At 64.0% G+C, this 16,285-nt stretch carries 15 protein-coding genes; 11 read left to right on the forward strand and 4 right to left on the reverse strand.

The window, feature by feature from the left end:
• The first annotated feature begins 171 nt into the window (after positions 1-171).
• Positions 172-1,173: a FecR family protein gene (locus DWF74_RS01475; protein WP_102863465.1), complete on the forward strand. Its 1,002-nt coding sequence runs from the start codon at positions 172-174 to the stop codon at positions 1,171-1,173.
• A 52-nt stretch (positions 1,174-1,225) separates the two neighbouring features.
• Here DWF74_RS01475 and DWF74_RS01480 read toward each other — a convergent pair whose 3' ends face one another.
• Complete coding sequence (locus tag DWF74_RS01480; RefSeq protein WP_115580119.1) at positions 1,226-3,559, reverse strand: acylase; 2,334 nt, start codon at positions 3,557-3,559, stop codon at positions 1,226-1,228.
• Between the two features lie 465 nt (positions 3,560-4,024).
• Here DWF74_RS01480 and DWF74_RS01485 point away from each other — a divergent pair, with 465 nt between their 5' ends.
• Entirely contained in the window at positions 4,025-4,405 is a 381-nt protein-coding gene (locus DWF74_RS01485) for a fe2+ zn2+ uptake regulation protein (protein WP_102863463.1), read from the forward strand.
• A 17-nt stretch (positions 4,406-4,422) separates the two neighbouring features.
• Here the strand turns inward: DWF74_RS01485 and DWF74_RS01490 are convergent, their stop codons facing one another.
• Together DWF74_RS01490 and DWF74_RS01495 are read right to left on the reverse strand one after the other, a co-directional pair.
• Positions 4,423-4,611 carry a hypothetical protein gene (locus DWF74_RS01490; RefSeq protein WP_042941707.1) on the reverse strand — a complete coding sequence of 63 codons (189 nt, stop codon included), beginning with the start codon at positions 4,609-4,611 and terminating at the stop codon, positions 4,423-4,425.
• Positions 4,612-4,816: 205 nt separating this feature from the next.
• Positions 4,817-5,731, reverse strand: a complete 915-nt coding sequence (locus DWF74_RS01495) for a LysR family transcriptional regulator (protein ID WP_102863462.1) — start codon at positions 5,729-5,731, stop codon at positions 4,817-4,819.
• Positions 5,732-5,849: 118 nt separating this feature from the next.
• On the opposite strand from DWF74_RS01495, the gene DWF74_RS01500 reads away from it, so the two are divergent.
• Positions 5,850-6,845, forward strand: a complete 996-nt coding sequence (locus DWF74_RS01500; protein WP_115580120.1) for an aldo/keto reductase — start codon at positions 5,850-5,852, stop codon at positions 6,843-6,845.
• 48 nt (positions 6,846-6,893) lie between these two features.
• Here DWF74_RS01500 and DWF74_RS01505 read toward each other — a convergent pair whose 3' ends face one another.
• Positions 6,894-7,430 (reverse strand): hypothetical protein, encoded by a 537-nt coding sequence (locus DWF74_RS01505; protein ID WP_102863460.1) that lies wholly within the window; start codon positions 7,428-7,430, stop codon positions 6,894-6,896.
• 99 nt (positions 7,431-7,529) lie between these two features.
• Between DWF74_RS01505 and DWF74_RS30310 the strand changes: the two genes are divergently transcribed.
• The 8 genes from DWF74_RS30310 to glgA all read left to right on the forward strand — a co-directional run bounded on the left by DWF74_RS30310 (position 7,530) and on the right by glgA (position 16,275).
• Entirely contained in the window at positions 7,530-7,748 is a 219-nt protein-coding gene (locus DWF74_RS30310; protein WP_146036414.1) for a hypothetical protein, read from the forward strand.
• Positions 7,749-7,884: 136 nt separating this feature from the next.
• Positions 7,885-9,879: a methyl-accepting chemotaxis protein gene (locus DWF74_RS01510; RefSeq protein ID WP_115580121.1), complete on the forward strand. Its 1,995-nt coding sequence runs from the start codon at positions 7,885-7,887 to the stop codon at positions 9,877-9,879.
• Positions 9,880-9,958: 79 nt separating this feature from the next.
• Positions 9,959-10,414 (forward strand): SRPBCC family protein, encoded by a 456-nt coding sequence (locus DWF74_RS01515; protein ID WP_115580122.1) that lies wholly within the window; start codon positions 9,959-9,961, stop codon positions 10,412-10,414.
• A gap of 85 nt (positions 10,415-10,499) precedes the next feature.
• Positions 10,500-12,251, forward strand: coding sequence for a copper resistance system multicopper oxidase (locus tag DWF74_RS01520; protein WP_115580123.1), 1,752 nt, complete (start codon positions 10,500-10,502; stop codon positions 12,249-12,251).
• Positions 12,241-13,170 carry a copper resistance protein B gene (locus DWF74_RS01525; RefSeq protein WP_115580124.1) on the forward strand — a complete coding sequence of 310 codons (930 nt, stop codon included), beginning with the start codon at positions 12,241-12,243 and terminating at the stop codon, positions 13,168-13,170. Before DWF74_RS01520 ends, DWF74_RS01525 begins: the two co-directional genes overlap by 11 nt.
• A 151-nt stretch (positions 13,171-13,321) precedes the next feature.
• Positions 13,322-13,771 carry a DUF411 domain-containing protein gene (locus DWF74_RS01530; protein ID WP_115580125.1) on the forward strand — a complete coding sequence of 150 codons (450 nt, stop codon included), beginning with the start codon at positions 13,322-13,324 and terminating at the stop codon, positions 13,769-13,771.
• Positions 13,768-14,205 (forward strand): YqaA family protein, encoded by a 438-nt coding sequence (locus DWF74_RS01535; RefSeq protein ID WP_115580126.1) that lies wholly within the window; start codon positions 13,768-13,770, stop codon positions 14,203-14,205. Before DWF74_RS01530 ends, DWF74_RS01535 begins: the two co-directional genes overlap by 4 nt.
• Positions 14,206-14,706: 501 nt before the next feature.
• Positions 14,707-16,275, forward strand: a complete 1,569-nt coding sequence (glgA, locus tag DWF74_RS01540) for a glycogen synthase GlgA (RefSeq protein WP_115580127.1) — start codon at positions 14,707-14,709, stop codon at positions 16,273-16,275.
• Positions 16,276-16,285: the final 10 nt, after the last annotated feature.

Below are 16,285 nucleotides of genomic sequence, written 5' to 3' on the forward strand. Positions count from 1 at the left end.
TGGCCAACCGACACGGCCGTCAGGCATGCCCATTTGTAGACACTTTGGATACATAGCGGGTTTTCAGGGCATGGCCGATGAAAATAAGTTCACTTTGATGCGCATTAGCCATGACGGCTGTTCTACAAGCCTTGCGCCGGAGGGTAGAATGCGGGAAATCAGGAAGAGTCAATGAGCGAACAGATCCTCTCAGAAGCCGAATACGACGCCATTACCCAAGCTGCCGCGCAATGGTGCATGCGTTTGCATGAAGCCGACTGCAGCGATGCGGAGCGTCTGGCCTTTCAGCAATGGCATGATGCCGACCCCCTGCACGCTTTCGAATACGAGGCGATGCGGGAGATATGGGAAGTGGCCGATCAACTGCCACCCTCCACTCTGGCGCCGGCTCCGGTCAAGCCTGCCCCCCGGCGCACCTGGCAGCATTACGGCGCGGCCGCGGCCGTCGCCCTGTGCGCCCTGCCCCTGGCCGCCTACAGCGGTTGGGAACTGGGCTGGCTGCCATCGTCCTACGAGCATTTCGAAGCCGGCGACAGCCTGCGCAACGTGACCCTGGCCGACGGCAGCCAGGTGGAACTGAACCTGGGCAGCAGCCTGACCTACAGCAACTACAAGGATCAGCGCCGGGTCACCCTGAAGAAGGGCGAGGCGTTCTTCAAGGTCAGCCACGACAGCAGCCATCCGTTCGTGGTCAAGGCCGCCCAAGGCCAGATCAAGGTCACCGGCACCCAGTTCAACGTGTGGATGTATGAGGATCAGGTACGGGTCACCCTGCTGCAGGGCTCGGTGCTGGTCACCAGCAATACCGCGCTGCCCGGCGAAGGTTTCCGTCTGGAACCGGGCATGCAGGCTCACTACAAGGATGGCGATTACGCGCCGCAGATCAGCCAGACCTACAGCAACGACAGTTCACTGGCCTGGCGCAACGGCAAACTGGTGCTGGACAACCTGGCCCTCAGCGATGCCCTGCCACTGATCAATCGCTACCTGGACACCCCGGTGCAGCTGGCCGACAGCTCGACCGGCAAGATCCGCGTGGGCGGCATCTACAACACCCGGGAAATCAGGAGCCTGCTGACTTCGTTGCCCAAGGTGCTGCCGGTCTACCTGACGCGCAATCGCGACGGCAACCCGGTGATCAATTCGTTGCCCCAGTCCCCGCCAAAAAGCTGAAGGCCGCCCCGTTACGGGGGCGGCCTCGATTCCAGTCAACCTCTGACACCCACTACTTGGCCAATGGCTGCGAATCCCGGCGCGGCTCCTGGATCAGTTGCGACTGATACTGGCCATCGGCGCGGATCTGCGCCTCGGTAAAGGGCAGCACACTCCACTGATTCCGGGCAAAGGCCTCGGTCTGGTCGCGAAAGTGCGGCGACGCCGGATCGCTGGACAGGGAAAACGCCAGCAGGCCCAGGGCCCGCGGCCCCTGCTCATCGAAACTGACCACATTCAGGTAGCTGGTGCCGCTCACCACCTCGCGCTTGCCATCGGCACCCGGCACGCTCTGGATAGCGTTGTACACCCCCAGGCTTTCCGGGCCGCCAGGCACCGGGGTCGGCCGCCCGCCCTGGCTCACCTGCTGGATATCGCCCCAGCGCACATCGGCGCCCAACCCGGCCTGCGCCACTTGCTGCGCCGAGGCCAGCATCGCCTCACGCAGGGCCTGGGCCACTGCTGGACGGCTGATGGCCAGGCCCCGTGGCGTGTGCTGCGGGTCCTTGGGGTCGAAGGCGACCCGCCAGATATCCGGACGCTGCAACAGCGGCTGCATGATGCCCTGGAAATGCACGAAGCCCAGGCCCGTCTGCAACCCGGCGCTGCGGTCCCAGGACTTGAGGCTGGCGCACAGCGCGGCCAGTCGCTGGGCGTCGGGGCCCAGGTCCTGCGCGCAGAATTGCAGCAGGTCCGGCATCACCTGACCGGCCAGGTACACCTGATCATCGGTGACCATATGCTGCAGATCGCTGACCTGGGCCTTGGGCATCCGGCTCAAGCGATCCAGGGCGAAACGCGCACGCATCTTCAGGGGTACGTCCTGCTGGCTGATCACCGGCGAGAAGCCCTGCAGCGGCGCCGCCGGGTTGACCATCCAGGCCGAGTCATTGGAGTGCTGCAGGTAATCGTTGCGCGCCAGTTGCGGCAATTGGCCAGCGGCAAAGATCCCCGGCTGGGCCGCCGCCGGGTCGATGTCCCAGGCGCAGGTGCTGCGGGAACCATCAAGGACGATGACCTGGGTGCCGACCCGCGGATCGCTGCACTGGGCGAGCTTGGCCTGGGTGACGTTGGGCACCACCGACTGGTTCATGTACAGCGCACGGCCCTGGTCATCTGCCGCCAGGGTGTTGACCCAGGGAATGCCCTGCAGCTGATGCACGCTGTCTTGCAGGCCCGTCACGCTGTCGGCCTGGTTCATCGCGTACCACTGGGCCAGCACCCGGGTGTTGTCGAGGTTGGCATCACGCAGGCTGTAGGCATGTTCGCGGTCCCAGTCCAGCTCCCCCGGCCACTGCACCACCGGGCCGAAGACCGAGCTGTAGAGGGTCCGCGACTCGCTATGCAACTGGCCATCCGCGCCTTTGACCTGCACCGTCACGGTCTGGCGCTCCAGGGGTTGCGAGCGGCCATCGAGCAGATAGCGGGTCGGGTCCTGGGGGTCCAATTGCAGGCGGTACAGGGTGAAATGCTTGGACGCATCCACCGTGTGGGTCCAGGCCAGGTGCTGGTTGAAGCCGATATTGATCAGCGGCAGGCCGGGCAAGGCGGCCCCCATCACATCCAGCTGGCCGGGGATGGTCAGGTGCATCTGATAGAAACGCATGGCGCCGACCCAGGGGAAATGCGGGTTGGCCAGCAGCAGACCGCGACCGTTGAACGAACGCTCGCTGCCGATGGCCACCGCATTGCTGCCACGGTCCAGGGCGAAACCTTGCTGGCGGGCTGCCGCCAGTTGCCAATGACGCTCACTCAGCGCCGCCTGGGCCGCGACGCCCGGGGGCGTGGCTCCCGCCAGGGCCTCGGCGAACTGCCCGGCGCCGCCTTCCACCAGCAGGCGCCGGGTCAGCTTCACCAGGTCCGAGGTGGCCAGCGGCCGTACCCAGTCGCCCTGGCACTGCTCGGGCAGCCCCTGAACCCGGCGCTCCGCCAACTGGCGGTTGTAGCCCTCGACATAACCCTGCATGCGCTCACGCACCGCCGGGGTCTGTGCCTGCCAAAAGCCGGCCACCGCCTGGGGCGTGTTCAGCCAACTGAAAAACACATCGCTGCTCAGGTTGTCCCGCTGCTCCAGAGTCTGACCTTCGGCACCGAAGTACCTGGCCCGCTCGGCGTTCACCGTCAGCACTTCATTGGCCATCAGGCACAGATTGTCCTGGGCATAGGCATAACCGATGCCATAACCCAGGCCGCGCTCGTCGCTGGCACGGATATGCGGGACACCAAAGCTGGTGCGGCGAATCTCGGCACGGGTCGGTTCGGGCTGCGCCTGTGCATGGGCACCGCAACTGAGACTTAGAAACAGGGCTGCAAGGCAAAAATGCGGTAACTGCCTGGAAATGATCACGCCGACTCCTGATGCAAAAATACAGAACCAGGACTGGTGTGCAGGAAGGGTTTGGCAACGCCGCCAGTCTGGGAATCCGGCCGCGCACGGATCAACCGACGCCTGCCTGCCCCTATGGACGAATGGCCGCCGAAAAAATTACCCCCCGCAGGACAACACCGACCTGGCGATGACAGGTCAGTGACTTGATACCGACAATTTTTCTACATCCCGGGCTTCATGATTCGCCGTGCTCGTTCGTCTAGTTACTAGGATCTGTACGAAAGCTCACCGAGCAAAGATCAGGCAAGGCAAAAACAGGCGAGGAAGCGGAGTGTAGGGACCTACATGAGCATTCCGAGCCTGTTTCTACGTCGCGCCGAAGGCGCGAAGTGCGCAGCATGATCGAAGCGCAGGTAGTTTTCGGACAGAACCTAGAGCACCCATCATTCTTTTCCTGATACGGCTCTGCTAAGGAGTTTTTGCATGTACAACCCGCAACTGCCAATGGACGGCATCACCGTGAACAACACGCCTTCCCTGAATGCCGGCGCCGGTGTCTTCGGCAAGAACGCCGAGCGCAACAGTAACGAACGGATCAAGCAGCTGCTGAAAAGCTTTGGCCTGCGCACCAGCCTGATTCGCCTGAAAGTCATCGACGCCCTGCTCACCGCCGCCCAGAGCGAGCGCTCCCTGGGTGTGCGGGGGGTCCACAGTCAACTGCTGGAACTGGATATTCCGCTGTCGTTTCTAAGCGTGCGGGAAGTCTTGAAGCGCCTGTGCAGCGAGGGCGTGCTGACCCTCAACGCCGACAAGAGCTACAGCCTGCACCAGCAGGCTGCGGCGGTGCTCGACGGTCTCTCCTGAGACGGTCGAGCCACGGCTCAGGGCTTGACCTTGCGGCGCATCACGCCATTGATCACCACCACGACCACCGCCACACCAATGGCGATGTACTGGAACAGTTTTTCACTGATGACGCCGTGGTTCTGCAGGTAGGAAAGGCCAAGCATGATCCCCAGTACCACCAGGGAAATCAGGATCGAGTATTTCAAGCGTTGTGACTGGGTCATTGCGGGGTCCTGAAGCTGAAAATGTATCCGCCGTGTATCAAGAACGATGCCAAGCACCTACCCGGATTCGGGGATGCGCCGGGGAAATCGGGGTCACATGGTACAGGCGCGAAAGAGATTTTTCTCCTTCATCGTCCTGTCGAGTTCCCTGTGCCCCAACCAACGCCCGCCCTGCCGCGGGCGTTCTGCTGTCTGTGGCCCGCCTTCAGGGGCGCGAGGTGCCATTGCCAGGGCGGGCGAACAGCTCCAGCAACCAGTCGACGAAGACCCGCACCCGGGTCGACAGATGACGCTGGGGCGGATACATCGCGGTCAGCGGTAGCGACGGCACCGGAAAGTCCTCCAGGACCTCGCGCAAGACCCCGGCCCGCAACTGTCGGGCTACGTTGTAATAGGGCGTCTGCACCAGTCCGTAACCGGCTTCGCAGGCCGCCAGGTAGCCGTCGGCGCTGTTGACCGCCACCTGCTTGGGCAACTCCATCGGGCGCAACTGACCATCGATGTAGAACTCCAGTCCATAACGCTTGCCGCTGACACTGGAGAAATACTCCACCATCCGATGCCCTTGCAGGTCGGCCAGCGATTGGGGCGTTCCCTGTTGCTGCAGGTAGCCCGGGCTGGCGCACGTCACTTGCTGCAACTGCACCAGCGGCCGGGCCACCAGGCTGTCATCCAGGGTCGGGCCGCCCCGCAAGGCGCAATCCACGCCCTCACGGATCAAGTCCACGGGGCGGTCATTGAGGCCGATCTCCAACTCGATCAGCGGGTAGCGGGCAGAAAACTCCGGTAACGCGGGAATCACGATCAGCCGACCGATGCCCACCGGCATATCGATGCGCAAGAGCCCCCGAGGGTTGTGCCGGGTCACGGAAAATGCCGCTTCGGCCTCCTCCAGGTCCGCCAGCAGGCGCACGCAGCGCTGGTAATAGGCGGCGCCGTCCAGGGTCGGGCTCACCTGACGGGTGGTGCGGTGCAGAAGCTGCACGCCCAGATGAGCTTCCAGTTGCTTGATCAGGATGGTGACCGAGGCCGCCGGCATGTGCAGATCCTCGGCGGCCCTGGCAAAGCCGCCCAGCTCGACAATCCGGGTGAAGACACGCATGGCATTGAAACGGTCCATGAAACAGGCTCACGATTATTTAGAAAATGATAATAGTGATAGCGCTTTTAGCCTGTTTATACAGCTTTTGTCGAGTAGCACACTGAGCGCTCTTTCCCCCTCATCGGAGTATTGAGCGATGCACACTCGACAACTGGGCCATCAGGGTCCGCAGGTTTCCGCCATTGGCCTGGGCTGCATGGGCATGAGCGATTTCTACACCACCGGCAACGACCCCAAGGAGGCCGTCGCCACCCTGCACCGCGCCCTGGAACTGGGGATCAACCTGCTGGACACCGCCGATATGTACGGCCCCCACAGCAACGAGGAACTGATCGGCCAGGCGATTCGCGGCAAGCGCCAGCAAGTGTTCCTGGCCAGCAAGTTCGGCATCGTCCGCGATCCGGGCGATGCGCAGGCTCGCGGCGTCAACGGCCGTCCCGAATACGTGCGTGCCTCCATCGACGGCAGCCTGCGGCGCCTGGGCGTGGACACCCTGGACCTGTATTACCTGCATCGGGTTGACCCGGACGTGGCCATCGAAGAAACCGTCGGCGCCATGGCGGAGCTGGTCCAGGCCGGCAAGGTGCGCTATTTGGGCTTGAGCGAAGCCTCGGCCAGCACGCTTGAGCGCGCTCATCAGGTGCATCCCATCAGCGCCCTGCAAAGTGAATACTCGCTGTGGAGCCGGGATCAGGAAGACAACGGCTGCCTGGCCGCCTGCCAGCGCCTGGGAATCGCCTTTGTCCCCTACAGTCCACTGGGCCGTGGCTTTCTGACCGGCGCCCTGAACAGCCCGGAGGACTTTGCCGCCGACGATTTCCGGCGTTCCAACCCGCGTTTCCAGGGCGAGAATTTCCAGCGCAACCTGCAACTGGTGAAGCAGGTGCAGCAACTGGCGGCGGACAAACAGGTCAGCGCCGGGCAACTGGCCCTGGCCTGGGTGCTGGCACAGGGCGACTACCTGATCCCGATTCCCGGAACCAAGCAACGGCGCTATCTGGAGGAAAACGTGGCAGCGCTGCAGATCCGCCTGAGTGCTGCGGAGCTGGCTTCGCTGGAGGGCATTTTCAGCCCGCAGGCCACCGCCGGTCTCCGGTACACCGAGGAGGTGATGGCGCTGCTGGATCGCTGACGCAAAAAACGCGGCGCGGGCTCGGCAAGAGCGCGCGCCGCGGCTGGATCAGGCTTTGGCGGAGACGTTCTTGTCGGTCACCGTAGTGCCGTTGCCCTTGCCATAGTTCTGCAGGCTCTGCAGAACGTAGATGGCCTTCTTGTACTCGGGAACCAGGTAGTTGGCGTACTTGTTGCCCTTGATGTTGTTGTTCTGGATGTCATCGAGCTTCATCGCGAAGTATTCCAGGGCATTGAACGGCTCATCCGGGTTCTTCGGAATGCCGAAACGGTCGAACTTGTCGCCGGCGTTGATCAGGTTCAACGCGGTGATGTCGGAAATCAGGCCGTTGTTCTTGAGGAAGGTACTCATGCCACCCAGGGATTTGGTGGTCACGTTGGTCGGGTCGAAACCCTTGATCTGCTTGTGAAGCTTCAACTGGTCCATCTTGCGGATATCCAGCACGGTGGGGTTGCTTCCCACCAGGCTCAACATCTGCCGTACCTTGGCACTTTGCGAGACCGGCTTGGAGGAACCGCTGCCACCGCCGTCCTGCACCAACAGACCCGCCTTGCTGGTCCAGCCTCCAACGTATCCGATTGCCATGCTGACACTCCTGTAGTCCGGCTTGCCAATCCTCCTGTTCAGCCTGGCCCAGAGAGGACCGAAAAAGTCTTATCTGGCGTCTGAAACTGGGTGCAAGCCGTGTTGAATCATCTGAATGGGCGCAAGTATCAACGCCAGGACGACCTCCCAACAACGCTTTATTTCCACAAATTACAATTTCTGTACAAACTCGACACAATTAGCCGGAAGGCCCGATTTAAGCGGCGCCGGCTGTTTGCAGCACCCGCAAACCGTGATCTTTTCCTGCTGGCGATCGAACCGTTCAGCGGCTGCCTGACCCTCCTCTGTGTCACCTGAGACACTTTTCAACGACATCGAAGTTTTTTTGGACGATCGTACTAAAGAGCAGAAAAACCGCGCCGACATCCTGAGGATGCCCCGACAAGGCTCCCCCTCTCCAAATAATAAAAAACGCTCGGTAAGGACAGGTCCCATGCCCGCTTTGCGCACGATTCAAGCCCGCTACACGCTCTTTCTGGTCCTGTTCATTGTCCTGATGCTGGTACTCACGGTCGTGGGCATCAGCCAAATGGTGGCGCCCAAGCTGCGCCATACCGAGGAACAGGTGGTCCTCAATCGCATCGCCGAAGTGGCGCAGCGCATCCAGGGCGAGTTGAACAAGGTCCAGGCCCAGCAACGCAGCATCACCCAGACCGTGCCCCTGCTCGACAGCGACAGCATCGACAAGGTCCTGCCCGGCCTGGTGGACCAGTACGGCGAGCAGAAGGTCTTCGGCGGCGGAATCTGGCCCCTGCCCGGCCAGCGCACTCCGGGGCGCAACAAGCACAGCACCTTCTGGCACCGTGATGCGTCGGGCAAGCTGGTAGTCAACACCTTCTGGAACAGCGACCCGGCCCCCAACTACTACGACCAGTCCTGGTACAAAGGCGGCCTGCAGAGTGCTCCCGGCCAGTGCGCCTGGGCCGCGGCCTACAAGGACGACGCCAGCGCCGAGCCACGCACCAACTGCGCCATGGCCATCCGCCGCGACGGCCAACCCTGGGGCGTGGCCACCATCGACGTCACCCTGGGTTTCTTCAACGACCTGGTGGCCCGCCAGGAGAAAGAGCTCGACGCCCAGATGCTGATCGTCGAGGCCGACGGCAAGGTCATCAGCAACAGCTCGCGGATCAATGGCCCGATCGTGCTGAAGAACATCCGGGAACTGGCCGCCGGCTCGCCCTTCGCGGCCCAGGTGCAGAGCGCCCTGGAACGTCGCGACAACAGCGCCCAACGTATCGAGTTCGATAACGCCGGGGTGCCCAGCACCTTCTTCATGCGCGCCATCGAAGGCACCCCCTGGTTCCTCGCCAGCGCCCTGCCCACCCAGCTGATCACCGCACAGCGCGACGATGTGCTGAGCACCCTGAGCCTGTTGCAGATCCCCATGGTGATCCTGCTGGTGCTGCTGCAGGTCTATGCGATCCGCCAACTGGTGCAGCGGATGAAGATCCTCAAGGGCAATATCGATGCCCTGGCCACCGGTGACGCCGACCTGACCCGGCGCATCGTGATCCGCGCCGAGGACGAACTGGGGGCCATCGGGCACTCGGTCAACCACTTCATCCAGTACCTGCAGAACATGATCGGCAAAGTCACCCAGGCCACCGAAGCCATGGCCGGCAGCCTGGCGCAGTTGCAGCAGACCTCGGCCCACAGCCAGCAGATCCTGATGCGCCACGCCTCGGAAACCGACCAGACCGTGACCGCCATCACCCAGATGAGCAGCACGGCCGACAGCGTCGCAGCCAACGCCGCCCAGACCGCGGACTTCACCCGGCGCGCCAACGAGCATGCCGAACACTCGCGGGTGGTGGTGGGCGAAGCCTCCGGCAGCGTGATTGCGCTGATCGACGAAGTGGCCGATGCCACCCACAAGGTCGAGGCCATGCAAGCCGACGCCCAGCGCATCACCGAGATCCTCGGGGTGATCGGCGCGATCGCCGGGCAGACCAACCTGCTGGCCCTCAACGCCGCCATCGAAGCAGCCCGGGCCGGGGAACAGGGACGCGGCTTTGCCGTGGTCGCCGATGAGGTCCGGGCCCTGGCCGCGCGGACCCAGGACAGCACCTCGCAAATCAACGAAATGCTCAGCCGCCTGACCCAGGGCGTGAGCTCCTCGGTCAGCGCCATGGAAAACACCCAGGCCAGTTGCCAGTCCGCGGCGGACGCCACGGCCCGGGTCAACAGCGGCCTGGATGAAATGGCCGACTCGGTGAACCAGATCAACAGCCTGAGCACCCAGATCGCCACCGCCGCCGAACAGCAGAGCGCGGTGACCGAGGAGATCAACCGCAGCATGGTCAGCATCCGACACATGGTCGAGGAACTGGTGGAGAGTGCCCGGGCCGGTGAAAGCAATACCCAGAGCCTGTTGCAGGCCAATGCCCAGGTCAGCCACCTGATGAGTCGCTTCAAAGTCCGCTGAACGGTCTGCCGCCGCCGCTGGCACCCCCAGGCGGCGGGACTATATTGGAGGCTCCGGTCACAAGGAAGTGGGGTGCATCATGGGTCAGCGCCAATCACATCTGCTGCAAGAGCGGCTCAGCCACGAGCTGTATATCCAGGCCGATATCGACACTGTCTATTACTACGTGACCCAGCCGGACCGCTGGCCGGAGTGGCAGCCCTCCTGCCTGCGGGCCGACACCGGCTTTTGTGGCTCGCTGCCGGCAGGTCACCGCTTCAGCGAAGTCATGAATCTCCTCGGAATACAGATCCCCATGAGCTATCGCGTGCTGAACGCGGTATTTCCCAAGGAGTTCAAGGCCGTCTTCAGCTCCGCGGCGCTGGACGGCACTGTCCATTACCAACTGAGCAAGCACAGCGACGGCACGCTGTTGCGGCACACGCTGGACTATTGCACCGACCTGCAACTGAGCGGCCTGCGGGCGCGCATGGAACAGCTGTCGGCCCAGGCCCTGGACAATCTCAAGCAACATCTGGAGCATCCGGGCGACTGACAAATCTGTAATGCCCGCCTCAGTTTCCTGACAGCCAGCGCTGATTAGAGTCCCCTCCAATCCGCTGACCGACTGGAAGCCTGCCATGCCGTTCCCCCCATCAAGACACAGCCCGTCCCGCCGCACCTTCGTCAAGGCCCTGGCGGCCGGAGGCGCTCTCGCCGGTCTGGGGCTGTGGCGCAATCCGGTCTGGGCCATCAGCAGTCCGGGTCAGCCCGAGGTCGCGGCAGGCACCGATTTCGACCTGTCCATTGGCCAGTTGCCGGTGAACTTCAGCGGCCAGCCGCGCCAGGCCATGACGGTCAACGGCAGCCTGCCCGGCCCCCTGCTGCGCTGGCGCGAGGGCGACCGGGTCACCCTGCGGGTGCGCAACCGGCTGCACCAGATGACGTCGATCCACTGGCACGGGATCATCCTGCCCGCCGACATGGACGGCGTACCCGGCCTGAGCTTCGAAGGCATCGAGCCCGGCGGTCTGTATCGCTATTCATTCCCGGTCAAGCAGCACGGCACCTACTGGTACCACAGCCATTCCGGGCTCCAGGAACAACTGGGGGTGTACGGGGCACTGGTGATCGACGCCCGGGAGCCGGAGCCCTTCACCTACGACCGCGACTACGTGGTGCTGCTATCGGACTGGAGCGACGAGGCGCCGGAACAGATCCTGCGCACCCTGAAAAAGCAGTCCGACTACTACAACCGGCACAAACGCACCCTCGCTGACTTCATCGAAGACGTCGGCCGCGACGGCTGGGCCGCCACTGTGGCCGAACGCACAATGTGGGCGCAGATGAACATGACCCCCACCGACCTTGCCGACGTCAGCGGCGCCACCTACACCTACCTGCTCAACGGCCAGGCACCGGACAACCACTGGACCGGGCTGTTCCGCCCCGGCGAACGCCTGCGCCTGCGGCTGATCAATGCCTCGGCCATGACCTACTTCGACCTGCGCATTCCCGGCGTGAAAATGACCGTGGTGGCCGCCGATGGCCAGCACGTGGAGCCGGTATCGGTGGATGAGCTGCGGATCGCCGTGGCGGAAACCTTCGACGTGCTGGTGCAGCCCAGCGCTGGTGCCCATAGCCTGTTCGCTCAGGCCATGGACCGCAGCGGCTATGCCCTGGGCACCCTGGCCAGCGCCCCCGGGCTCAAGGCCACGGTGCCGCCCATGGACCCGCGCCCGTTGCTGAGCATGGCGGACATGGCCATGGGCGCCATGGATCATGGTGCCATGCCGGGCATGAACCACGGAACCATGGCCGCGATGGAGCACAACGCGGTGAACGCCGCGATCCGCCACCCGGACTCGGAAACCAACAACCCGCTGGTGGACATGCAGACGCTGAACCCCACGCCGCGCCTGAACGACCCCGGCCTCGGCCTGCGCCACAACGGCCGTCGGGTGCTGACCTACGCCGATCTGAAAAGCACCTTCGCCGACCCCGACGGCCGCGAACCGAGCCGTACCCTGACCCTGCACCTGACCGGCCATATGGAAAAGTTCGCCTGGTCTTTCGACGGCATCGCCTTTGCCGAGGCCGAGCCCCTGCGCCTGGAGTATGGCGAGCGGGTGCGGATTGAACTGGTGAACGACAGCATGATGAGCCACCCCATCCACCTGCATGGCATGTGGAGCGACCTTGAGGACGAACACGGCCGTTTCCAGGTGCGCAAGCACACCATCGACATGCCGCCGGGCACCCGCCGCTGCTACCGGGTCACGGCCGATGCCCTCGGGCGCTGGGCCTTCCACTGCCATCTGCTGTACCACATGGAGAGCGGCATGTTCCGCGAAGTCCGGGTCGAAGAACGGGAGGTGCCCCATGCCGATTGAGACGCCCCTGCTGCCACTGCTGCCGGGCGGGCTGACCGGTCTCGGCCTGGGCATCGTCCTGCTGGCCTGGCCCGGTATCCCGGCCCATGGTCAGTCCATGCCCGGCATGGACCACGACACCCGGTCACCACAACAGATGCCCGGGCATGACATGCGCGGCATGGATCACTCAGCGATGCCGGACCTGCCAGTCGCAGCCCCCTTGCAAAGCCGTACGCCGATTGCGCCGTTGACCGATGCCGATCGCCGGGCGGTCTATCCAAGCGCGGCCGGTCACGTCCTCCACGGCAAGTCGCTGAACAGTTTTTTCCTGGTGGAGCGGCTCGAATGGCAGGACGCCGAGCGCGGCACGAGCCTGGGCTGGGAGGTCAATGGCTGGATAGGTGGCGACCGTGACCGGCTGTGGCTGCGCAGCGAAGGTGAACGCACCCGGGGCGTCACTGAGCATGCCGAGCTGCAAGCCCTCTGGGGCCATGCCATCGGCCCCTGGTGGGATCTGGTCAGCGGCCTGCGTCAGGACTTCAAACCCGGCACGGCCCAGACCTGGGCAGCCCTGGGCCTGCAAGGCATGGCGCTGTACAACGTCGAAAGCCAGGTCACCGCCTATCTTGGAGAAGGCGGCCAGAGCGCCTTGCGGGTCGAGGCCGACTACGACCTGCTGCTGACCCAGCGCCTGATCCTGCAGCCGTCGGCGCAACTCAACCTGTATGGCCGCAACGATCCGCAACGGGGCCAGGGCGCCGGCCTGGCCGATAGCGAAATCGGCCTGCGGCTGCGCTATGAACTGCGCCGGGAATTCGCACCTTATATAGGTGTGACCTGGAACCGCAGCCACGGGCGGACCGCCGACTACGCCCGCAACGACGGCGAACCGGACAACGGCGCCCGCCTGGTTCTGGGGCTGCGAATGTGGTTCTAGAACCCTTGCTGCGCGCCCGGGGCTTGGTATCAACTTGAAACAAAAGCCGTCGGCAGCTGGCAAAAAAAGCCGCAAAATGCACCACCAACGTGTCCCCACAAGGGCCGGCCCTGCCAACGCCCCTTATTCAACAGCGACAACGAGACTTTCGATGAAAACTTCACTGCGTCTGGCGGCCCTGTCCGCCCTGCTGATCGGCTCCCTGGCTCAGGCGGGCGAACTGATCCCCATCGACGTGCACCGCGACGCCAACTGCGGCTGCTGCAAAAAGTGGATCGAGCACCTGCAGGACAACGGCTTTGCCGTCACCGACCACGTGGAAAGCAACATGAGCGCGGTCAAACAGCGCTTGGGCGTGGCCCCGCGCCTGGGCTCCTGTCACACCGCGGTGATCGACGGCAAGTTCGTCGAAGGCCACGTGCCCGCTGAACAGGTCCTGGCCTTGCGCAAGCGCGACGACCTGCTGGGCATCGCCGCCCCGGGCATGCCCATGGGCTCCCCCGGCATGGAAATGGACGGCATGGGCGCCGACGCCTTCCAAGTCATCGGCCTGACCCGTGACGGCCAGGATGTCGTGCTAGCGGACTACCCGGCCCGTTGATCGCCAGCGCCTACCTCGGCCTGTTTCTCGCCGCCTTCGCCGCCGCCACCCTGCTGCCCCTGCAGTCGGAAGCGCTGTTGGTGGGCCTGCTGCACAACAGCCAACTGACGGTACTCGGGCTCTGGCTGGTAGCAACCCTGGGCAACGTCCTGGGCTCCCTGGTCAACTGGTGGCTGGGGCAGCGCCTTGACACCTACAAGGAGCGTCGCTGGTTTCCCGTTAGTCCGAAGCACCTGGAGCGGGCCCGGGTGCACTACCAGCGTTACGGCCACTGGACGCTGCTGCTGAGCTGGATGCCGGTGATCGGCGATCCGCTGACCCTGGTGGCAGGCGTCATGGGCGAACCCCTCAAGCGTTTCCTGCTGGTCGTCAGCCTGGCCAAGGGCGCCCGCTACGCCGTGCTGGTGTGGCTGACCCTGGGCTGGCTCGGCTGAGCCGCTGCGTGCTCAACCGGGCCTTGGGTCGCCAACAGATCCCCGGGGCCCTGCCCATTTTTGGGCAAGGCCACCAGCGATCTGCACCAACCCCTGGCGCGCCCTCACCGTTTTCGCGCCGAGGCCATTTCAGCCGCGCTCTGCTGCGGTGCACGGCCGACCTTTCGTCGGGATGGATCCGTCGCCCTGCGCCCACGCCAAATCAACGCCCCGCCCTGCCCGACGCCGCTCTAGGTTCTGTCCTAGACTGATTTTCGCATTGTGACCGAGCGGTCACTTTGGCATTGAAAAAGTCGAAACTTTTCGCGTCGGCCCAAGGTCAGGTTAAAGGTAGGGTCGCTGCCACTGGTGCATTCCTTGCAACGGCTCCTCCACCCTTTCTGCTGCAGCGCTCGAGCAGCTCAGGCTGATCGATGTGTGGCGCAATTGCGCCCGGCCACAGGAATGGCCCGACAGTAGCGTTTGAGACAGCAGAACAGATCAATAAAACGGGAGAGACCTATGATCAGCGCCGCATTGGACACTCAGGGAGAGCATCCTCAACAGCAGGCCGGTGAACGTGCCCCCCAGGCGATTTCCATCCCTGGAGGCAAGACCCTACTGCCGCTGGCTCGTCAGAATCCCAACCGCAAGCGGGTGCTGTTCGTCACTTCGGAAATCGCCGATCTGGTGAAAACCGGCGGCCTGGGCGACGTCTCCGCCGCCCTGCCCCGGGCCATGGCCCACCTGCACGATGTGCGGGTACTGATTCCCGGCTATCCCCAGGTGCTGCACAGCGAGAACCCCATCCATATCATCGGCGAGCTGGGGGGCCACGCGGCGCTGCCGGCCTGCAAGATCGGGCGCATGGACATGCCCGACGGCCTGGTGATCTATGTGCTGATCTGCCCAGAGCTGTACGAGCGCGAAGGCACGCCCTACGGCGCCAACAATGGCCGCGACTGGCCCGACAACCACATTCGCTTTGCCCGCCTGGGGCTGGCCGCCGCCGACATCGCCGCCAACCTGGCTCAGATCCACTGGTGCCCCGACCTGGTGCACGCCCACGACTGGCCCGCCGGGCTGGCCCCGGCCTACATGCACTGGCGCGGGCAGCGCACCCCGACCCTGTTCACCATCCATAACCTGGCCTATCAGGGCGTGGTCAGCCTGGCCTCGTGCCCGGAGCTGGGCATCCCCGAACACGCCCTGCAACAGGAAGGCATGGAGTTCTACGGCAAGCTGTCGTTCCTCAAGGCCGGCATGGCCTACGCCAGCCACATCACCACGGTGAGCGCCACCTACGCCCAGGAAATCACTACCCCGGCCTTCGGGTGCGGCCTCGACGGTTTTCTCGCCAGCAAGACCCAGCAAGGCTTGCTCAGTGGCATCCCCAACGGCATCGACGAAAGCTGGGACGCCGCCACCGATGCGCACCTGTTCTGCCCCTTCAGCATGGGTGATTGGGACGGCAAGGCGGCCAACGCCGCCCATGTGCGGCAGATGTTCGATCTCGATCCCAGCAACGGCCCGCTGTTCGCCGTGGTCTCGCGGCTGGTCTACCAGAAGGGCCTGGACCTCACCGAAGGCGTGGCCGAATTCATCGTCGCCAACGGCGGCCAGATCGCCATCATCGGCCGCGGCGAACCGGAAGAGGAACAATCCATGCGCGCCCTGGCCCGGCGTTTTCCCGGGCGCATCGGGGTCAACATCGGCTTCAATGAAACCGATGCCCGGCGCATGTTCGCCGGCAGCGACTTTCTGCTCATGCCGTCACGCTACGAGCCCTGCGGGCTGAGCCAGATGTACGCCCAGCGCTTCGGTTCGCTGCCGGTGGCACGCAACACCGGCGGCCTGGCGGACACCATCGAGAATGGCGTCACCGGCTTTCTGTTCGACGAATCCACGGTGGCCAGCTACCAGGAGGCGCTGACCCGGGCGTTCAAGGTCTTCGCCTATCCAGCGCTGCTCAACGCCATGCGCTGCCGGGCCATGGCCGCCCCGTTCAACTGGTGCAAGGCGGTGGAACCCTACGCCGAACTCTACGAACAACTGGTGGCCAAGGCCCTGGGGCAGGCCACCCGACAATAAAGGGGCCTGG

Origin of the sequence: Pseudomonas protegens, assembly GCF_003363755.1 — a bacterium.
In the GTDB taxonomy this organism is placed as follows: Bacteria; Pseudomonadota; Gammaproteobacteria; order Pseudomonadales; family Pseudomonadaceae; genus Aquipseudomonas; species Aquipseudomonas danubii.